Annotated in this window: 16 protein-coding genes; 6 read left to right on the top strand and 10 right to left on the bottom strand. The window is 73.3% G+C overall.

Going from position 1 to position 18,122, the window contains the following annotated elements; translation table 11 throughout:
• Window positions 1-7 precede the first annotated feature (7 nt).
• Window positions 8-1,153: a DMT family transporter gene (locus ACH4NX_RS26735; protein WP_398128968.1), complete on the bottom strand. Its 1,146-nt coding sequence runs from the start codon at window positions 1,151-1,153 to the stop codon at window positions 8-10.
• Between the two features lie 74 nt (window positions 1,154-1,227).
• Between ACH4NX_RS26735 and ACH4NX_RS26730 the strand changes: the two genes are divergently transcribed.
• The gene (locus tag ACH4NX_RS26730; RefSeq protein ID WP_398128967.1) at window positions 1,228-2,148 is read left to right on the top strand and encodes a LysR family transcriptional regulator; all 921 of its coding nucleotides are present in this window, start codon (window positions 1,228-1,230) and stop codon (window positions 2,146-2,148) included.
• 10 nt (window positions 2,149-2,158) lie between these two features.
• Here the strand turns inward: ACH4NX_RS26730 and ACH4NX_RS26725 are convergent, their stop codons facing one another.
• The 9 genes from ACH4NX_RS26725 to ACH4NX_RS26685 all read right to left on the bottom strand — a co-directional run bounded on the left by ACH4NX_RS26725 (window position 2,159) and on the right by ACH4NX_RS26685 (window position 12,454).
• A complete protein-coding gene (locus ACH4NX_RS26725; RefSeq protein WP_351395291.1) occupies window positions 2,159-2,626 on the bottom strand; it encodes a pyridoxamine 5'-phosphate oxidase family protein in 468 nt (155 codons plus the stop codon).
• Window positions 2,623-3,108 carry a Rieske (2Fe-2S) protein gene (locus tag ACH4NX_RS26720; RefSeq protein ID WP_351395288.1) on the bottom strand — a complete coding sequence of 162 codons (486 nt, stop codon included), beginning with the start codon at window positions 3,106-3,108 and terminating at the stop codon, window positions 2,623-2,625. The genes ACH4NX_RS26725 and ACH4NX_RS26720 overlap by 4 nt, the downstream gene beginning before the upstream one ends.
• 321 nt (window positions 3,109-3,429) lie before the next feature.
• The gene (locus tag ACH4NX_RS26715) at window positions 3,430-5,046 is read right to left on the bottom strand and encodes a family 43 glycosylhydrolase (protein WP_398128966.1); all 1,617 of its coding nucleotides are present in this window, start codon (window positions 5,044-5,046) and stop codon (window positions 3,430-3,432) included.
• A gap of 197 nt (window positions 5,047-5,243) precedes the next feature.
• Window positions 5,244-6,602 (bottom strand): D-alanyl-D-alanine carboxypeptidase/D-alanyl-D-alanine-endopeptidase, encoded by a 1,359-nt coding sequence (dacB, locus tag ACH4NX_RS26710; RefSeq protein WP_398128965.1) that lies wholly within the window; start codon window positions 6,600-6,602, stop codon window positions 5,244-5,246.
• A gap of 443 nt (window positions 6,603-7,045) precedes the next feature.
• The gene (locus tag ACH4NX_RS26705; RefSeq protein WP_398128964.1) at window positions 7,046-7,726 is read right to left on the bottom strand and encodes an ATP-binding cassette domain-containing protein; all 681 of its coding nucleotides are present in this window, start codon (window positions 7,724-7,726) and stop codon (window positions 7,046-7,048) included.
• Window positions 7,723-8,682, bottom strand: a complete 960-nt coding sequence (locus tag ACH4NX_RS26700) for an ABC transporter ATP-binding protein (protein WP_351395278.1) — start codon at window positions 8,680-8,682, stop codon at window positions 7,723-7,725. The genes ACH4NX_RS26705 and ACH4NX_RS26700 overlap by 4 nt, the downstream gene beginning before the upstream one ends.
• Entirely contained in the window at window positions 8,651-10,417 is a 1,767-nt protein-coding gene (locus ACH4NX_RS26695; protein ID WP_398128963.1) for an ABC transporter permease subunit, read from the bottom strand. Before ACH4NX_RS26695 ends, ACH4NX_RS26700 begins: the two co-directional genes overlap by 32 nt.
• Window positions 10,414-11,901: an ABC transporter substrate-binding protein gene (locus ACH4NX_RS26690; RefSeq protein WP_351395273.1), complete on the bottom strand. Its 1,488-nt coding sequence runs from the start codon at window positions 11,899-11,901 to the stop codon at window positions 10,414-10,416. Before ACH4NX_RS26690 ends, ACH4NX_RS26695 begins: the two co-directional genes overlap by 4 nt.
• A gap of 106 nt (window positions 11,902-12,007) precedes the next feature.
• Window positions 12,008-12,454 carry a Fur family transcriptional regulator gene (locus ACH4NX_RS26685; RefSeq protein ID WP_398128962.1) on the bottom strand — a complete coding sequence of 149 codons (447 nt, stop codon included), beginning with the start codon at window positions 12,452-12,454 and terminating at the stop codon, window positions 12,008-12,010.
• A gap of 302 nt (window positions 12,455-12,756) precedes the next feature.
• Between ACH4NX_RS26685 and ACH4NX_RS26680 the strand changes: the two genes are divergently transcribed.
• The 5 genes from ACH4NX_RS26680 to ACH4NX_RS26660 all read left to right on the top strand — a co-directional run bounded on the left by ACH4NX_RS26680 (window position 12,757) and on the right by ACH4NX_RS26660 (window position 18,103).
• A complete protein-coding gene (locus ACH4NX_RS26680) occupies window positions 12,757-12,978 on the top strand; it encodes a ferredoxin (RefSeq protein ID WP_398128961.1) in 222 nt (73 codons plus the stop codon).
• 160 nt (window positions 12,979-13,138) lie between these two features.
• On the top strand, window positions 13,139-14,725 hold the full coding sequence (locus ACH4NX_RS26675) for an ABC transporter substrate-binding protein (protein ID WP_351395267.1): 1,587 nt from the start codon (window positions 13,139-13,141) through the stop codon (window positions 14,723-14,725).
• On the top strand, window positions 14,722-15,672 hold the full coding sequence (locus ACH4NX_RS26670) for an ABC transporter permease (RefSeq protein ID WP_351395264.1): 951 nt from the start codon (window positions 14,722-14,724) through the stop codon (window positions 15,670-15,672). Before ACH4NX_RS26675 ends, ACH4NX_RS26670 begins: the two co-directional genes overlap by 4 nt.
• Window positions 15,669-16,529, top strand: coding sequence for an ABC transporter permease subunit (locus ACH4NX_RS26665; protein ID WP_398128960.1), 861 nt, complete (start codon window positions 15,669-15,671; stop codon window positions 16,527-16,529). The genes ACH4NX_RS26670 and ACH4NX_RS26665 overlap by 4 nt, the downstream gene beginning before the upstream one ends.
• The gene (locus ACH4NX_RS26660; protein WP_398128959.1) at window positions 16,526-18,103 is read left to right on the top strand and encodes an ABC transporter ATP-binding protein; all 1,578 of its coding nucleotides are present in this window, start codon (window positions 16,526-16,528) and stop codon (window positions 18,101-18,103) included. Before ACH4NX_RS26665 ends, ACH4NX_RS26660 begins: the two co-directional genes overlap by 4 nt.
• The last annotated feature ends 19 nt before the right edge of the window (window positions 18,104-18,122 follow it).

The raw sequence follows: 18,122 nt of genomic DNA, 5'->3' as shown, positions 1-18,122 counted from the left end.
AGGGCCCCTACGTCGTCGACCTCTGCCGCACGCGCGACCGGCGCGTCGGCTGCTCCGCCGGGCCGTCCGTCGCGCTTGTGGCGACGGCGCCCCGCCTGCCGTCGGTGCGATCCGCGCCGTCCATGGCGCTGGTGGCACCGGCGCGGGCAGCGGCGTCCGTGTCACCGGTGCGGGCCGTGGAGTCCATGCCGCCCGTGGCGCTGGTGCGGGCCGTGGCGCCCGTGCCGTCCCTGCCGTTCGTGGTGGTCTTCGGCCGTGACTGGGTCAGTGCCGCGCCCGCGAGGACGATCGCCGCGCCGGCCGGCGTCGACCAGGACAGCGACTCGCCGAGCAACGCGACGCCCGCGGCCGTGGCGATGACCGGAGTGAAGTAGGTGACCATCTGGGCCGTCGTCGGGCCGACCTCGGCGACCAGGTCGTACTGGATCAGGAAGGCGAGCCCGGTGCCGAGGACGCCCAGCGCCACGACCGCCAGCAGCGGAAGTACCGGGAAGCCGCTCGGCACCGAGGTGAAGAGCGGTGTCACGACGGCCAGTTGCAGCGTGGCGAGCAGCAGCTGGCCGCCGGTCAGGGAGAGGTGGGAGTGGCTGGAGCCGGCCAGCGTGCGGCGGACGTAGATCCAGCCGATCGGATAGCTGAGCGAGGCCAGCAGGGCCAGCGCCGTGCCGGTGACGTCCAGGCCGTGGAAACCCTGCCAGACACCCAGCACCGTCAGCACGCCGAGGAAGCCGATGCCGAGGCCGGCCACCCGCCGCCGCGTCGGCCGGTCCTCGGAGAGGGCGACCAGCGACAGGGCCATGCCCCACAGCGGCGAGGTGGCGTTGCAGATGCCCGCGAGCGACGACGGGATCGTCAGCTCCGAGAAGGCGAACAGGGAGAACGGCAGCGCGTTGAGCAGGAACCCGGCGACCGCCAGATGTACCCACGTCCACGCCCCGCGCGGCAGTCGTTCCCGCTTCACCGCCATCGCCACGGCGACCACCGCCGTACCGAACACCAGCCGCCCCAGTGTGACCTGGAACGGGGCGAAACTCTCGGTGCCCACCTTCATGAAGAGGAAGCTGAAACCCCAGACGAGGGAGAGGAGCCCGAAGCGCAGCCGCCAGTCGAGGGCGCGGAGGGACAGGGAGGAGGACGTGCCGCTACTGCTCATGCGGGCAACGATGATGCAGCCGTCCTTGTAGCACAATCGAGATTTCGCACGGAGTATCTCGTAGCATCGCTTACATGTTGAACCTGGAGCGCCTCCGCACCCTCGACGCCCTCGCCCGGCACGGATCGGTGAGCGGCGCCGCCGCCGGCCTGCACATCACCACCTCGGCCGTCTCCCAGCAGATGGCCAAACTGGAGCGCGAGGCCGGACAGCGGCTGCTGGCCAAGAACGGGCGGGGCGTACGGCTCACGGACGCGGGCCGGCTGCTCGCCGAGCACGCGGCCCGCATCCTCTCCCAGGTCGAACTCGCCCAGGCCGACCTGGAGGCACAGCGCGGTCAGGTGGCGGGTGAGCTGAGGCTGTCGGCGTTCCCGACGGCCGCCCGCGGACTCTTCCCCGCGGCCCTGGCCGCCCTGCGCGCCGAGTACCCCGCGCTGCGCATCCGCTCCTGCGAGTTGGAGCCGGAGCGCGGCGTCAACGGTGTGGTGCGCGGCGACCTCGACCTGGCCGTCGTACTCGACTGGTACAACAAGCCGATGCCGCTGCCCGACGGCCTGGTCAAGGCGCCGCTCCTGGACGACCCCGCCGGCGTGGCCCTGCCGGCCGGCCACCGGCTCGCGGGCCGGGACGAGGTGGACCTCGCGGAGTTCGCGGAGGACGAGTGGATCACGTGGGGAGAGGGCGAGTTCTGCCACGAGTGGCTGATGTTCACGCTCCGCTCGAAGGGCATCGAGCCGATCATCGGCCATCGTGCCGCCGAGACCCACACCCAGCTCGGGCTGGTCGCCGCGGGACTCGGCGTGTGCATCGCCCCGCTGCTCGGACGCCATCCGGTGCCCGACGGAGTCGTCACCGCGCCGCTGAGGCAGCGGGTGCGCCGGCACGTGTACGTCGTCTGGCGCGCGGACGCCGACCGCCGCCCGTCGATCCGGGCGGCGGTGGAGGCGTTGCGGACGACGGCGGGGGAGGTGGCTCGGGCGGAGCGGGCGGGGTGAGCCGAGCCGCTCACCGCGACGCCAGTTTGCGGAAGTCCCAGGAGACGGTCTTCTCGGGCGTCAGCCGCAGCCAGGCGTGCCGGCCGTCGTGCGGCATCTCCTCCAGAGCGAAGTTCTTGCGCGCGAACAGCGTCTCCGGGAAGTCGAGTTCGGCGCACAGCTCGCCGGTGCGCGGCGCCTCGCCCACGAACTCCACCCGGCCGGACAGCTCCGCGCCCCGCAACTCGTCGTACTCCTCGCCGGTGTCGACCACGATCGCCACCCGGGGGTCGCGCCGCAGGTGCGCCCAGCGCCGACTGCGCACCACCGAGTACAGCCACATCGAGGAGCCGTCCCAGGCGAACCAGAGGGTGCTCACGTGCGGGGCGCCGTCCGCCGAGACCGTGGCGAGGCGGCAGGTGCGCTGGGTGGTCAGGAAGGCGTCCAGCTCACCGGGCGTCATCATGATCTTCCGGCCCCGGCGCTGAGTCACGCTCATCCGGCCAGCCGGATCGAATCCCCGCTCACCGTGATCTGCACGGCGGGCAGCGGCTTGCGGGCCGGGCCGCTCTGCACGCTCCCGTCGGTGATCGAGAAGTTGCTGTTGTGACAAGGGCAGTTGATGACACCGTCGGCCACGCTCTTCACCGCGCATCCCTGGTGGGTGCAGGTGGCGGAGAACGCCTTGAAATCGCCGGCCGCGGGCTGGGTGACCACCACCTTCTGGTCGGCGAAGACCTTTCCGCCGCCCTCGGGGATGTCGGCGGTGGCCGCGAGCGCGGCTCCGGCGTCCTCGTCGCCTGCCGACCCGCCGCCCGCCTCCTCGCCGGCGGGCGCCGAGGGAGCGGTACCGGTGTCGTCGGACGAGTCGTCGTCCGAGCCTCCGCACGCGGTCAGCGCGACGGCGAGCCCCGCCGCTCCGGCCGCCGCCACGACGGTACGACGGGCCGGGCCTGCGGGGTGAAACGATGCGCTGGTCATGCTGGGGTTCCCTTCCGGGGTGGATGCGTGATGATCTGCCGAGAGGTACGGCCCCGGGACACATGCTGTTCAGACCGTGCCGAGATGCTGTCGTGCCGGAGGTCGGACGGGCGTAAAACACGGCTGTCGTTTCGCTGTCGGCCGGCCCTTGCCCCTGGTGGCGGCCGTATGCGCGATTTTCGGGCGAGGGAACCGCGGACGCGGACGTGGACGCCGACGTGGCCGAGGCCGCGGTCGTGGGTGGAGGTGCGGGGCCGGGTGCGTACGGCCGCAAGGCGGAGGAAGGCGAAAGGGCGGAGCGGTCGACAGGGCTCCGCCCTGTCAACCGGCCGCGTGCCAGGCCGCCTCGTCGAAGTCCGCGGGCAGGCCGCCCCCGGTGAGGTCCCAGGCCCACATGCCGACGAACGCGCCGGTGAAACCGAGGTCCCTGATCTGCCCGCTCTCGAACACCTCCGCGTGCTCGTCGGACAGGACGGTGGCGTCGAGCGGCGGGCCGACCGGGTGCCAGCCGCCGTCGGTGGCGTAACGGAAACGCAGGTCGGGCCCCCGCAGATCGAGGCCCAGACGCAGGCGGCGGACCTCGCCCAGAGGCACCCCGCCGGCCTCGTCCACGCTCAGCACACCGCGGTCGCGGCCTGCCACGCGCAGCACGGCCCGGCCCTCGTCGTCCGCGGTGACGTACAGGAAGTACCAGTTGCGCGTGTTGTAGTACGCGGTGATCCCGGCCAGATGCTGGAAGGACCGCGGCCGGTACTCCACCCTCGCCTCGAAGGCGCCGTTCGCGGACGTCACCCGGCGGGCGACCAGGCTGGAGCCGGTCAGGCTCTGCGGCGAGCGGCCGCCGCGCAGCCGCAGATGTGACGGGCGGGCGGTGAGCGACAGCCAGTCAGGAGTCGCTGGACGCCGCAGCGTCGACCACCGCGGCCCGAGCACCGGCTGGTCGAAGCCGTCGACTTCGTCGTCCTCGACGCCCACCACATCGCCGTCGCCGACGCCGGCCGGGGCGGGGACTTCCGGCGCGGGCAGACCGGCGGGGACACGCGGCCATCCGTCGGGAGTCCAGGTGACGGGTGCCAGCGCGGTCTCGCGGCCCAGCACGCACGGCCCGCGGCGGCCTTCGGGCCGGGCGACGAGATAGGCCAGGTACCACTGGCCGTCCCTCGTCGCGACAAGGCTGCCGTGTCCGGCCTTCTGCAGAGGCAGGTCCGGACGGTGGCGGGCGGTGACCAGCGCCCCGCGCGGATCGCGCTCGTACGGACCGGCCAGGGTGCGGGAGCGGGCGACGGTGACCTGATGGTCGTAGCCGGTGCCGCCGTCCGCGGTCAGCAGGTAGTACCAGCCGCCGTGCCGGTAGAGGTTGGGGCCCTCGATCCAGCCGGCCTGCGGCGGCAGCGTGACCGGCACCGGGTCCCCGACCAGACGGCGCGCGGACCGGTCGTACCGGGTCGCCTCCAGACCGGCCGAGCCGCCGTGATGGGGCCGCCAGTCGTGGACCAGGTTCAGCAGCCAGCTGTCGGGGCCGTCGTGGAAGAGGGACGCGTCGAAACCGCGCGCGTGCAGCGGCACGGGATCGGACCAGGGACCGTGGACGGAGGGGGCCGTGGTGAGGAGATTGGGGCTGTCCGTGAAGCCTCCCGCATACGTGGAGACGTTGCTGAAGACCAGGTGGAACAGGCCGTCCGCGTAGGTGAGGTTCGGTGCCCACACCCCGCCGGAATCCGGACAGCCGGTGAGGTCGAGGAGGCGTGTGGTGTCCAGGACACCTCCCAGTGGTCGCCAGTGCACAAGATCACGGGAGTGGTGCAGCCGTACACCGGGGTGCCATTCGAACGTCGAGGTGGCCAGGTAGAAATCGTCGCCCACGCGCAGCGCGCACGGGTCCGGATGCGAACCCGGCAGGACCGGGTTCCGGATGGTCTGGACAGTCGGCTGCCGCATGCGCCGCGTGCACCTCTCGAACCCTCGGTAGTCGCTCTGTGAAGCCACGAACCGTAATGTCGAACGTGCTTGCGTGCAACGGCCGGCAGTCACGGTCCGAGCCCCGGTTCACGCGTCTGCGCGCCGCCGGTGGGCGACGCGCAGACGGACCGCGATGCGCGATGAGTGATGTGTGCTGCGTCAGGCGCGGTGGCCGGTCAGGCCCAGCAGCCGTTCACGGTGGCGGCGAGGCCGTCCATGGCGTCCTTGATGTCGCTGGGGTCGGCCGACGAGTTGTTCTCGATGAAGGAGAAGATCCTCCACTCGCCGTCCTCGGTGCGCGTGACGCCGCTCAGGGCGATGGCTCCGGTGAGCGTGCCGGTCTTCGCGTGCACCTTGCCGACGGCGCACTCGGAGTTGGCGTCGTCGAAGCGGCCCCACTCCGGACCGAGGCTGGCACCGGCCTCGCCGGCGACCGGCAGGCCCTCCAGGATCGAGCTCAGGGCGGGGGACTCCGTGATCGCGTCGAGGAGCTGCGCGAGGGTCGCGGCCGGGATGCGGTCGGCGCGGGACAGGCCGCTGCCGTCGTGCATCTCGAAGTTGTCGAGCGAGATTCCGTACGAGCTCAGCACCTGGCGGACGAGCTCGGCGCCGCCCTCGAAGGTGGCCGGCTTGCCCAGCTCCACGGCGGACATCCGCAGCAGGGTCTCCGCGATGTTGTTGTCGCTCGTCTTGAGCATCTGCTTGACGATCTCCGACAGCGGCGCCGACTTGTGCTGCGCCACCGGCACGTCGGACTGCTTCGCCGTCGCGCGGCCGACCTCGCCGTCGACGGTGATGCCCTGCGCGGCGAGCTTCTTGGCGAAGACGTTGCCGGCGTCGATCGACGTGTCGTCGACGGCGGCGCCGTCGACGACGAGCGAACGCACCGGCGTGACCTCGGTGGGGTAGTAGCCCTCGTTCCAGCCCTTGGCGAGGCTCGGTTCGGCGAACAGGCTGTCGTCCACGCGGACCTTGACGCTGGTCAGCCCCGCGGCCTCGAGTCCGTCGACGGCCGTCTTCGCCATCTCGGCGACGTCGTCGCTGGTGAGGGTGCGGTCACCGCCGCCGACGAGGGTGAGGGTGCCGTCGCCGTACACGACCTTCGTGGTGAACTCGTGGTTCGCGCCCAGCAGCGTCAGGGCGGTGGTGGCCGTGGCGAGCTTGGCGTTGGAGGCCGGCATGAGAGTGGTGGACCCGTTGTGGTCCCAGAGCGGGGTGTCCGAGTCGGCGTCGAGCACCACGCCGCTGACGTCGGAACCGAGGCGCTCGTCGGCGACGCGCTCGTCGAGGTTCTTGACCAACTGCGCGTCGTCGGCGCCGAGGTCGTCGACCGAGACGCCCCGCGCCGTCGCGGTGCCGCCGTCGGCGGCGAAGGCCGAGGTCCCGGCCAGGGTGGCGGAGGCCATGGGCACGGCCATCGCGAGCACGAGGGCCCGTCGCGCGCCGATGCGGCTCACTCTCGCCTTGCGGTGCCGACGGCGCCCGCCCGGGGCGAAGGTGTTCGTGGAGGTGGTGTCGTCCGGCGTACCAGTCATGAAGTGGAATCCAAGGATCGAGAACTTTGTTCTGTGGGGGTCGAACGGCGGGCACGTTACCAGCCGCCATGTGGAGGGCTGGAACAGGAAATGAGGTGTGTGAAAGTCCTGCGACCGTTCATGGCCGTCTCGTGACGGTGACGTTCTGAAGACCGGGCCGATGCGGGCTCACGGGGCGGAGTGGCACGGTCGGTTCCGGCGGAGAGCAAAATACAGAACCGGTGTCCGAGAGTCCTCGTAAAGGGATCTTTCCGGTGCCGTACGGGCAATTTCCCTGCCCTTTCGTGCACCGATGGAAATCCTCCGGGCGGATTCGGCGCCGAGTCGGACGCGTGCGCCGGGAACCGAATGCGGGTGAACGGCATCCGCGGGCGTCGTGCACCCGTACGACCGGCGTGAGCGCGCGTCGGCCTGCATCCGCCCAGTGGTCCTCACCGCCGTCGTCAGGCAGGGACGCCGCGTCCGTTGCGCATCTCGACCACCCGGTCGGCGAAGTGACGGACGACCGCCCGGTCGTGGCAGATGAACAGATAGGCGAGGCCCAGTTCGTCCTGGAGGTCGGAGAGCAGGTTGAGAACGCCGGCCCGCACGGAGGCGTCGAGCGCGGAAACCGGTTCGTCGAGGACGAGCAGTCGCGGTTCGGACGCCAGGGCGCGGGCGATTCCGGCCCGTTGGCACTGGCCCCCGGAGAGTTCGTGCGGGCGCCGGTCCCCGTACGCGGGATCCAGGCCGACCCGGTCGAGGAGTTCGGCCACGCGGGCGGGTCCGTCGGACCTGTTCCAGGCGCCCTGGACCTTGAGCGGCTCGGCCACCGCGTCGCGGACGCGGTGACGAGGGCTGAGGGAGCCGTAGGGATCCTGGAAGACCGGCTGCATGCGCGGGCGTAGAGGGCGCAGTTCGCGTTCCGTCAGAGCCGTCAGTTCCCGCCCTTCGAAGCGGACCGACCCGCTGTCGGGCCTGCGCAGCTGGAGCACCGCGAGTGCCGTGGAGGACTTGCCGCAGCCGGAGGGGCCGTCGAGGGCGAGGGTCTCACCGGCGTCCAGCGTGAACGAGAGCTGGTCCACGGCGGTCACCGGGCCGTAGCGGACGGTGATGTCGCGGACGTCCAGCAGGGGGTGGTTCACACGAACTCCCGGAGAGGATCGGGCATGTCATCGGCGTGATGGCAGGCGACCAGGCGGCCGTCCACCGCCCGCGCTTCCGGCTCGTGGTCGCGGCACCGGTCCGTCGCCAGGTGGCAGCGCGGCGCGAAGGCGCAGCCCGGCCCGAGGGCGTCCGGCGCGGGCGGGGTCCCCGGGAGCGCGGGCAGCCGGCGGAGCCGGGGGCCGTCCTGCGGGAGCGAGGCCAGCAGGCCCGCCGTGTAGGGGGCGCGCGGACTGCCGAGCACCTGGCGGGCGGGGCCGAGTTCGGCCGCCCGGCCCGCGTACATCACCAGTACGCGGTCCGCGTGTTCCCGTACGACCTCCAGGTCGTGGGTGACGAGCACCAGCGCGGCGCCGACCGCCTCCCGCTGCTCGGCGAGCACACGCAGAACCTGCTCGCGGCGTTCCTCGTCCAGCGCGGTGGTCGGTTCGTCGGCGACGACGACGTCGGGCTCGTTGACCGTCGCCATGGCGATCACCGCGCGCTGCCGCATGCCGCCCGAGTACTCGTGCGGGTAGGCCCGCGCCCGGCGAGCGGCGTCCGGGATGCCGACCCGGTCCAGCGCCGCCACGGCCCGGGCCCGCGCCTGACCGCGGGACAGGCGCCGCACCGACCGTAGGGCGGCGGCGAGCTGGTCGCCGACCGGGTGGACGGGGGAGAGGGCGGACAGGGCGTCCTGTGGAACGAGGGTGATCCGGCGCCCGCGTTCGGCGGCGAGGTCGGCGGAGCCGCGCAACCGTACGCCGCCGCCGGTCGTCGCGCCCCGCGGCACCATGCCGAGCAGCGCCCGGGCGGTGAGGGACTTGCCGGCGCCCGACTCCCCGACGACGGCGAACACCTCGCGCGGGCGGACGTCGAAGGACAGCCCGCGAACCGCCTCGACGGTGCCGAACGCGATCCGCAGGTCACGCACCGACAGCAGTGCCTCGGACAACACGGGCGGTCTCCTTTCGTGTACTGCGGCCGGTCGCGCGCCGCGCCTCCCGGCCTTGTGCGTACGCCGCCCCCGACACGGCCAGCCCCGCCAGCAGGGCCAGTGCGACGGCCGGGGCGAGTGCCGCCCAGGGGGCGCGTTCGATGTAGGCGCGTGATTCGTCCAGGAGCAGCCCCCACTCGGGGGCGGGCGGCTGGGCACCCAGGCCCAGGAAGCCCAGGGAGGCGAGAGCGAGGGCGATGCCGGGCAGTCGCAGCAGGGCATGGCGTGCGACCGGGGCCGCGACGGACGGCAGGACGTGTCGAGTGAGGATCCACAGGGGCCGTGCGCCGATGGCGCGTTGCGCGGTCAGGAACGCCGACGCCCGCACCTCCTGCACCAGCGCGGCCGCGTGCGCCGCCAGGGGCGGCCAGGAGATCAGCGCGACGGCGAGGGCCGCGCCACCGGTGCCGGGACCGGCCGCCGCCGCGACCAGGATGCCGACGATCACGGGTGGCAGGGCGTTGGCGATGTCCGCCGCGCCCGCCGCGACGCCCGGCAGGAAGCCCAACGCCAGCCCGGCCAGCAGGCTCAGCAGGCAGACGGCCGCCGCCGTACCGACCGTGGAGGCGGCCCCGTGCCCGAGCCGGGCCAGTACGTCACGGCCGAGCCCGTCGGTGCCCAGCGGGTACGCCCATGACGGCGACGCCAGCCGCGCCGTGGTGTCCACCGCGTACGGGTCGCGCAGCAGACCCCAGCCGATCGCCGCCAGCAGTACGACGGCGAGGACGACCGGGACCGCCGGATGCGCCCGGACGGGGCGGGCAGGGGGCAGGGTGAGCCCGGCGTCGCGCAGCGCGGGACCCAGCAGCCGGCGCCGTACGACGGCGGCCAGCGCGCCGGTGACCAGGCCCAGAGCCAGGAGGGCGAGGACCGAACCCTGGAGCAGCGGCAAGTCCTGCGACTTGGCCGCGCCCAGCGCGGTACGTCCGATGCCCGGAACCGCGAACACGGCCTCCACCGCGACGGCGCCCCCCGTCAGGCCGACCGTGACCATCCCGAACTGGGGTACCAGCGGTGGAAGCACGCGGCGCAGCGCGGCCGCCGAGATCCGGGTACGGCTCACGCCCGCGCCCTGCCACAGCTCCACCCATCGTTCGTCCAGCACGGCGGGCAGCGCGTCCGCGACGAGCCGGCCCAGCAGGCCGCCCGCCGGGACGCCGAGCGCGAGGGCCGGCAGGACCATGTACTCGGGTCCCTGCCAGCCCGACGTGGGCAGCCACCCCAGCCACACTCCGCACACCAGCAGCGCCACGGTGGCCAGGAGGAACTCGGGCACGGCGGCGGCCATGGCGGCGACCGCCCCGGCCGAGCCCCGCCCGCGCACCAGCACGGGCGTCACCAGGGCCACGGCCAGCAGCACCGCCACGGTCAGCGCCGCGGCCATCAGGCCCAGCGACACCTGGAGTCCGGAGACGACCGAGGGCAGGATGTCCGTACCCGACACCCAGGAGGTGCCGAGATCGCCGCGCACCAGCCCGGCCGCCCAGTCGCCGAGCAGGGAGAGCGGGCCGGCGTCCAGTCCCAGGTCCCGGCGGATGGCGGACAGCGCCTCCTCGGTCGGCGCCTGTTCGGCGGAGCGGGCGCGCAGCACGGTCAGAGCAGGGTCCCGGCCGGACAGCCAGGGCAGCAGGCCGACGGCGGCCAGCACGGCGAGCAGGGAGACGGCGCGGGTCGCCCCCGCTGCGAACGGCCTCACCTGACGTGGGTGTCGAGTGTGACCAGCTCCCGCTCACGCGGGTCGTGGGCCGCGCCGACCACGTCGGCGGCGTCGCCCTGGATCACGCGCTCATGGAGCATCGGCACGGCCGCGTCGGTGGCGAGCACGGCGGCCTCGGCGTCGACGACCGCCCGGCGGCGGGCCTCACCCGTCGGCGTCGCGCCCGCCTTGTTCAGGGCCTGGTCCACCGCGGGGTCGGCCAGCTGGGAGATGTTGAAGGAGCCGTCGGAGGCGAAGTCGCTGTAGAGGTACGCGGCCGGGTCGCCGGAGTCGAGGACGGTGGCCCGGGAGAGGATGAACGCGTCGAAAGCGCCCGCCAGGGCGTCGGACTCGATGTTGGTGTACTCGCGGACATCGAGCTTCACCTGGAACCCCGCCTTCTCGAGCTGCTGTTGCAGCGCGGCGGCGACCTCGGGCAGCTCGGCCCGGTCGGTGAACGTGCCGATGGTGATGTCCCTGCCGTTCGGGTCGCCCGCCTTCGCACGCCGTACCGGCTCGCGCAGGCCGGCCGCCCACGGCAGCGCGGGCCCGAGCAGCCCCTCGGCCACGTCCGCCCGGCCCTCGTACACACCCTTCACGACGGACTCGGCGTCGATCGCCTCTCGTGCCGCCGCCCGCAGTGCGGGGTCCTTGAAGGCGCCCTTCTCCGTGTTGAGGTACAGGGTGTTGGTGCGCGGCATCGGGACCTCGGTGATCAGTTCCTTGTCCAGCAGCGCGGCCTGCGAGACGGGCACGGCCTCGACGATGTCGGCCTCACCGCTGCGCAGGGCGGCGGCGCGTGCGGTGCCGTCCGGCACGAACGTGACGTCGATGCCGGGAGCCTTGGCCGTACCGCCCCAGTAGCTGTCGTAGCGGTCGAGGGCGGCGGAGGAGGTGCCGTTGACCTTGGTCAGCTCGAACGGGCCGGTGCCGGCGCCGACCGGGTTCACGGTCTTCCCCTGGTACGCCTTCGCCGAGAGGATCGACAACTGGGGGGAGCTGAGCCGCTGGGGGACCAAGGGGTCCTCCTCGGCAGTGGTGACGACCACGGTGGCGGCGTCCACCGCCTTCACGGTCAGCTCGACGCCGTCGAGGATGCGGGGCTTGGGAGAGGCGCCGGCGGCCCGGGTCAGGGAGCGGACCGCGGCCTCGGCGGTCAGCTTCGTACCGTCGTGGAAGGTGACACCCTCACGGAGAGTGAAGGTCCAGCTCCGGCCGGACTGCTTCCACCCGGTGGCGAGCGCGGGTTCGGCATCGCCGTCCGCGTCCAGCTTCACGAGCGTCTCCGCCGTCGACCAACGGGACAGCTTGAAGGCGTCGTCGGAGAGCGGGGACAGACCGGAACGCGGCGGCTGCATCATCGCGACGCGGATCCGCTCGCCCGCGTCCGCGCCGGTGGCCTCCGTGGAGGCGAAGCAGCCGGTGAGCAGGGCGGAGGCGGCGAGTGCCGCGGGGAGGGGCAGGAGACGGGCGGGGACGCGCACGGGTCACTCCGGGTAATGGGCCGGTTAATGGTTGAGTGTGCGACGACCGTAGCACGATGACAATCGTTTTCATCATGGGGTTGGGGTGAGTGGCGCCCCGGGCGTCTCACGGGGGCGAGGGCGCGGCGGTGACGCGGCAGTGGACGCAGACGCCGGTCAGTTCCACGGTGTGCTCGATGTCGGCGAATCCCGTGGCCTCGGCCACGTCGTCCGCCCAGCGTTCCACCGCGTCCGCTTCCACCGCGGTGCTGACGCCGCAGTCGCGGCAGAGGAGATAGTGGCGGTGCCCGTCGGTGGGCCGCGGCCGGTAGAGCCGTTCTCCGCTCTTCTCCCGCACGACATCGACCTGTCCCGAGCGGTCCAGTGCGCGAAGGGTCCGGTACACCGTGGTCAGGCCGATGGTGACGCCGTCGGCCTCGAGTGCCTCGTGCAGCTCCTGGGCGGAGGTGAAGCCGGGGCGGTCGTGCAGGGCGCTCAGGACGGCCTTTCGTTGCCGTGTGGCGCGCCATGGCGCCGGTGACTGTGTTGCCGATGCGTCGCGCAGGACGCCCACCTCCCATGGAGCGGGGCCGGTTGGTCGAGTGCCGGGGTGCGGGCCGGAGATCTTTCGCCTTGTCGGCGGTCCGTCAACTCGTGGGCCGGGCGGCCCACTTGGCGCCCAAGGTCTCGCACATGGTAATCATTTCCATCAATGATTCAAGCGAAGTCCGCCGTGGTGGTGTGGCGGCGTGGCGGCGTGCCGCGACCGCCGGCGCCGGGCGGACGACTGCGGCTAGTTGAAGATGGAAGTCGTTTTCTATTACTGTCTGACTGCCGCGTGTCGGTCGCGTCCGCGGCCACAGGGGAGGGGCCCTCATGACCTTGGCAGGCCAGGCGTTCGGAGCCGGGAGAGTCAGCGCCGAGCGGGATCGGTGCGTCGGGGCGGGGCAGTGCGTGCTCGCCGCGCCGGCCGTCTTCGACCAGGACGAGGACGACGGGCTCGTGCGTGTCCTCGCCGAGAGGCCGTCGTCGGCCCAGTCGGACGCCGTACGCCGGGCCGTACGGGCCTGCCCGTCCGGAGCCCTCACCCTGCGGTAGCGCGCGGCCGGACCGGCCGCGGACCACCGCAGGGACGGTACGGCTCGTCCGTACCCGCGTTCGTCGTCCACGGCCACCGCCCGCGCCGGGCCTCGCCTCACGCGCCGCGGGTGTCTCCCGGTGCGCGGTTCACCAGCTCAGCAGAACGTCAAGGAGAAGCATGTCCAGACAGATCGACCGCCGGGCCTTCCTCCGACGCGGCGCGGCGGGCGCCGCGGCTCTGGCGGTGGGACCCGGCCTGCTGGCGGCGTGCTCCACCGACGGGCCCGACTCCGCCGGCAAGCCCGGACCAGGCTCCTCGCCCCGTTCGGGCGGCACGCTGAGGGCCGCCTTCGTCGGCGGCGGCGCCTCGGAGACGCTCGACTTCTTCAACGGCCCTTCCGCACTGGATCTCGTGCGTGCCCGGGCCTGGCACGGCACCCTGGGCAACCTCGATCCCAGCGGTCCCGACGGGGTGCGCTACGGCGTGCTCAAGGGCATCGACATCTCCGACGACCTGTCGGCCTACACGCTGCACGTGCGGCCCGGCGTCCGCTTCACCGACGGATCCGAGCTGACCTCCGCCGACATCCTGCACTCGCTCAGCGCGCTCGCGGCCAGGAGCAAGCTGCCCGTGTACCGGCTCGCCGCCGCCAACTTCGACCTCGCGCGCGCCAAGGCCGACGGGCCGCTGAAGGTCGTACTGCCCACCCTGCGGCCCATCGCCGACGGCCGCCTGATCCTCTGCCAGGGCAACTTCCTGGTCGTCAAGGACGGCACCAGCGACTTCCGCGAGGGCATGCCCAGTTGCGGCCCCTTCCGGCTGACCGAGTTCTCGGCCGGCCAGGGCTCGGCGTTCGAGCGCTACGACGACCACTACGGTCACGTGCCCCACCTCGACGGCCTGGAACTGAGGTCGATCGCGGACTCGACGGCCAGGGCGGGGGCGCTCACCGGCGGGGAGATCGACTTCGCCCACGACCTCTCGCCGGTCACCGCGCGCACGCTCGCGGACGACGCGAAGGCCGAACTGGCTCCCACGAAGAGCCCCTACCTGGTCGGTCTCTCCTTCCAGCTGAACATGGGCGTCAAGCCCTTCGACGACCCGCGGGTGAGGGAGGCGTTCAAACTCGCGGTCGACCGCGAGGCCATGGTGAGGACCGTCTTCTACGGCAACGCCGAGATCGGCAACGACCTGCCCTCCATCGGCTTCCCCGACTACGCCGACAGGATCCCCCAGCGCGCCCACGATCCAGAGCGGGCCCGCGAACTCCTCGAGGAGGCCGGTGCCGACGGGATGGAGGTGCGCGTGACCACCGGTCCCGAGACTCCGGGCATGGTGGAGACGGCCACCCTCTTCGTCGAGGACCTGAAGAAGATCGGTGTGCGGGCGACCGTCCGCGAACTGCCCGCGGGTCAGCTCTACGCCGACTTCCCCGCGTACTCGGCGTTGCCCCTGGCCGGTTCGTACCAGATGCCCATCCCGGCGCTGTCGACCTACCAGATGAACACGGCGGGCGGATCGCCGTCGGCGTTCGGCTGGAAGGAGTCCGACACCGATGCCCTCGTGGCGAGGGCACGCGCCGAGAGCGACCAGGCGCAGGCCGAGAAGCTGGGCACGCAGGCCCAGCGAACACGTTGGGAAGAGGGCAACCAGGTGCTGCCGGTCTTCAAACCGAATCTGAACGCCCAGGCCAAGGGGGTCGACGGGATTCGGGACGATCTCTTCGAGCAGTTCCCGGGCTTCTCCCGGGCGTCGCTGGCGTGAACCTGCTCGCCTTCGCCGCCCGTCGCCTCGCGGGGGCCGCCGTCCTGCTCGTCCTGCTGTCGGCCGCGGTCTTCGCGGCCACGGCGGTCCTCCCCGGGGACGCCGTCAGCGCGGTCGTCGGCGTGGACGCGTCCGAGGCGCAACGTGCCGAGGTCCGGGCCGGGCTCGGGCTGGACCGGCCCGCCGCCCAGAGGTACGCGGACTGGGCGGCCGGCGCGGTCCGGGGGGACCTGGGCAACGGCTTCGTGGGGGAGAGGCCGGTCGCCGACGTCCTCGCCACCCGCCTGCCCAACAGCCTGCTCCTCGCCGGACTGACGCTCGCCGTCACCGCGCCGCTCGCCGCGCTGCTCGGCCTGTGGACGGGGCTGCGCGGCGGCGGCGCCGACCGGGTCGTCTCGACGACCGCCCAGATCCTGGCCGCCGTACCGGAGTTCGTCGTCGCCGCGTCGCTCGTCGCGGTCCTGGCGGTGTGGCTGGAGGTCCTCCCGCGTGTCTCCGTCATCCCTCTGGGAGGCACCCCGCTCGACGTCCCGCACGCGCTGGTCCTGCCCGTACTGACCCTCGGCGCGGTCGGCCTCGCGGTGGCCACCAGGCTGCTGCGGGCCTCCGTCGCGGACGCCGCGGCCACCCCGTACTGCGAGGCCGCACGGCTCAACGGTGTGCGCGGCGTGCGACTCGCGGTGCGCCACATCCTGCCCAACGCCGCCGGACCGGCCGTGCAGGCACTCACCCTCACCACAGGGGCACTGGTCGGCTCCGCGGTGGTGGTGGAGAACGTCTTCGACTACCCGGGAATCGGCCGGGAGCTGCAACTGGCCGTCGCGGCACGAGACGTACCGATGGTGCAGGGCATCGCCACCGCCCTGGTCGCGGTGATGCTCGTGGTGCTGCTGCTGGGTGACGTCTGCGCGCGTGTGCTGGGGACACGGGAGGGGCACGGCCGATGACGACGGTTCTGACACCACCGCGCCGACGGGGACGCCCGGGCCCTTCGGGCGCGCCCGGGCACCGCCGGCCGCCGATGTTCACCGGGGTGGTCACCCTGCTCGTCCTCCTCCTCGCCCTCCTGGGGCCGCTGGCCGCGCCGCACAGCCCCACCGCGCAGCTCGCGGCGCCCTTCCAGCAACCCGACGGACAGTTCCTCCTCGGCACCGACGTGCTGGGCAGGGACGTGGCGAGCCGGGTGCTCGGCGGCGGCCGTGCCATCGTCCTCACCGCGCTGGCGGGAACGGCGGCGGCCGGTGCCGCCGGGATGACCGCCGGCGTCCTGGCGGCCATGGTGTCCCGCCGGCTGGGCGACCTGCTGGTCCGCTGCGTGGACGCCCTCGCCGTCCTCCCCGCCCTCCTGGTCGTCCTCGTCCTGGCCGCCGGGTTCCCCGGCAGCGACGCCGCCCTCGTGGCGGCCGTCGCCCTGGCCACCGCCCCCTTCTCCACCCGGGTGCTGCGGGCCGCGGCGGACACCGTCCTGAACAGAGGGTACGTCGAGGCGGCCCTGGCCCGGGGAGACACCCGGCGGGCCGTGCTGCGCCACGACGTGCTGCCCAACATCGCCGGACCGGCCCTCATGGACACCGCGCTGCGCCTGGTCGCCTCGCTGCACCTCACCGCCACCGCGGGCTTCCTCGGCCTGGGACAGGGCGGGGCGGCGCCCGACTGGGGACGCATGGTGAGCGAGAACGCCCCCGGCGCCACACTGGCGGCCACGCCCTTCCTCGCTCCGGCCCTGCTGCTCGTCCTGCTCTCCGTCTGCGTCGGCCTGCTGGCCGGACGGCTGGCGGACACGGTGGGAAGGGGGGCCGCGTGACCGGCCACGTGACCGCACGCCCGTCGGGGGCGGACCCGATCGCCGAGATCAGCGGGCTGTCCCTCGGCCCGGCGGCCGGCGGCCCGCCCGTCCTGCACGACGTCGGTCTGTCGCTGCCGCGCGGACGGGTACTGGGGATCGTGGGCAGGTCGGGATCGGGCAAGAGCAGCCTGGCGTACAGCCTGCTCGGACATGTCCGCCCAGGCCTCGAGGTCCGGGCCGGCACCGTCCGGGTGGCCGGCCTCGACCCGTTCGACCGCGCCGCGGCCCGCGGGCTGCGGGGGCGCGTGGTGTCGTACCTGGGGCAGGACCCGGCCTCCTCGCTCAACCCCGCGCTGCGGATCGGCACGCAGATCGCCGAGGCGGTGCGTCTGCGCTCGTCCGCGAGGCGTGCGCACGAGGTCCGTGCGCGCGTCGAGGAACTGCTGCGGTCCGTGCGGCTGCCGGCCGACCGGGCGTTCTGGCGGCGGCTGCCCCGGCAGGTGTCGGGAGGGCAGGCCCAACGGGTGGCCCTCGCCCTCGCCCTGGCGGGCACGCCCGGTCTGCTGGTGCTCGACGAACCCACCAGCGGTCTTGACACGGTCCTGGCGGACGGGATGCGCGGCCTGCTGGCCGAGGTCCTGTCCGACGGGGACCGTGCCGCGTTGCTGGTCAGCCACGACCCGGGGTGGATCGCGTCCGTGGCGGACGAGGTGATCCGCCTGGAAGAAGGCCGGATCGCCGGCGCCGCGCCCAGGGCGCCGATGCCCGCCCCGCCCTCGTCCCCGGGTTTCCCGACGACCGGCCACGGCCCGGAGAGCGGGCGGAGCGCCGGTGGGGGCGGGGGGCTGTCCGTGCGCGGGCTGGACGCGGCCCACGGGCGTGTTCCCGTGCTGCACGACGTCTCCCTCACCGTTCCGGCAGGCTCGTGCACCGCCGTCGTGGGTCCCTCGGGCTCGGGCAAGTCCACCCTCGCCCGGTGTGTCGCGGGGCTTCACCGGCCCGCGCGGGGCAGCGTCGAGTGGCGGGAGCAGGGCGCGGAGCGAGGGCGCGGTGCGGCGGTGCAGCTCGTCGCGCAGGACGCCCGGGGTGCCCTCAACCCCCGGGAATCCGTGAGCACCGCGCTCACGCGCCCCCTCAGGGGGGTGCGTCGCCGGTCCGCCGCCGACGCCTCCCGGGAAGCCGTACGGCTGCTCGGCCTGGTCGGACTGGGCCCGGAAACGCTGTCGCGCCGGCCGGGGGAGTTGTCGGGAGGCCAGCGTCAACGGGTCGCGCTCGCCCGGACGTTGGCGGCAGGGCCGCGTGTCCTGGTCTGTGACGAGATCACCTCCGCGCTGGACCCGGAGACGGCGGGCGGGGTCCTGGCCCTGCTGGACTCGCTGCGGCGGACGCTGGGAGTGACGGTCGTGATGGTGACGCACGACCTGACAGCCGCCGCCCGCGGCGCGGAGCGGATCGTCGTCCTGGACGGGGGGAGGGTGGTCGAGGCCGGCCCCGTGGACCGGGTGCTGACGGCCCCGGAGCACCCCGTCACCAGGGAACTGCTGGCATACGCCGGCGACGACGTCCTCGCCGTACCGGAGCAGGGGCGGTGAAGGAGGTCTTACGGCCGGC

This window comes from Streptomyces sp. NPDC017225 (genome assembly GCF_044331465.1).
Classification (GTDB): domain Bacteria; phylum Actinomycetota; class Actinomycetes; order Streptomycetales; family Streptomycetaceae; genus Streptomyces.
The sequence above is the reverse complement of the archived record's forward strand: the minus strand, read 5'-3'. Positions and strand labels throughout refer to the sequence as shown.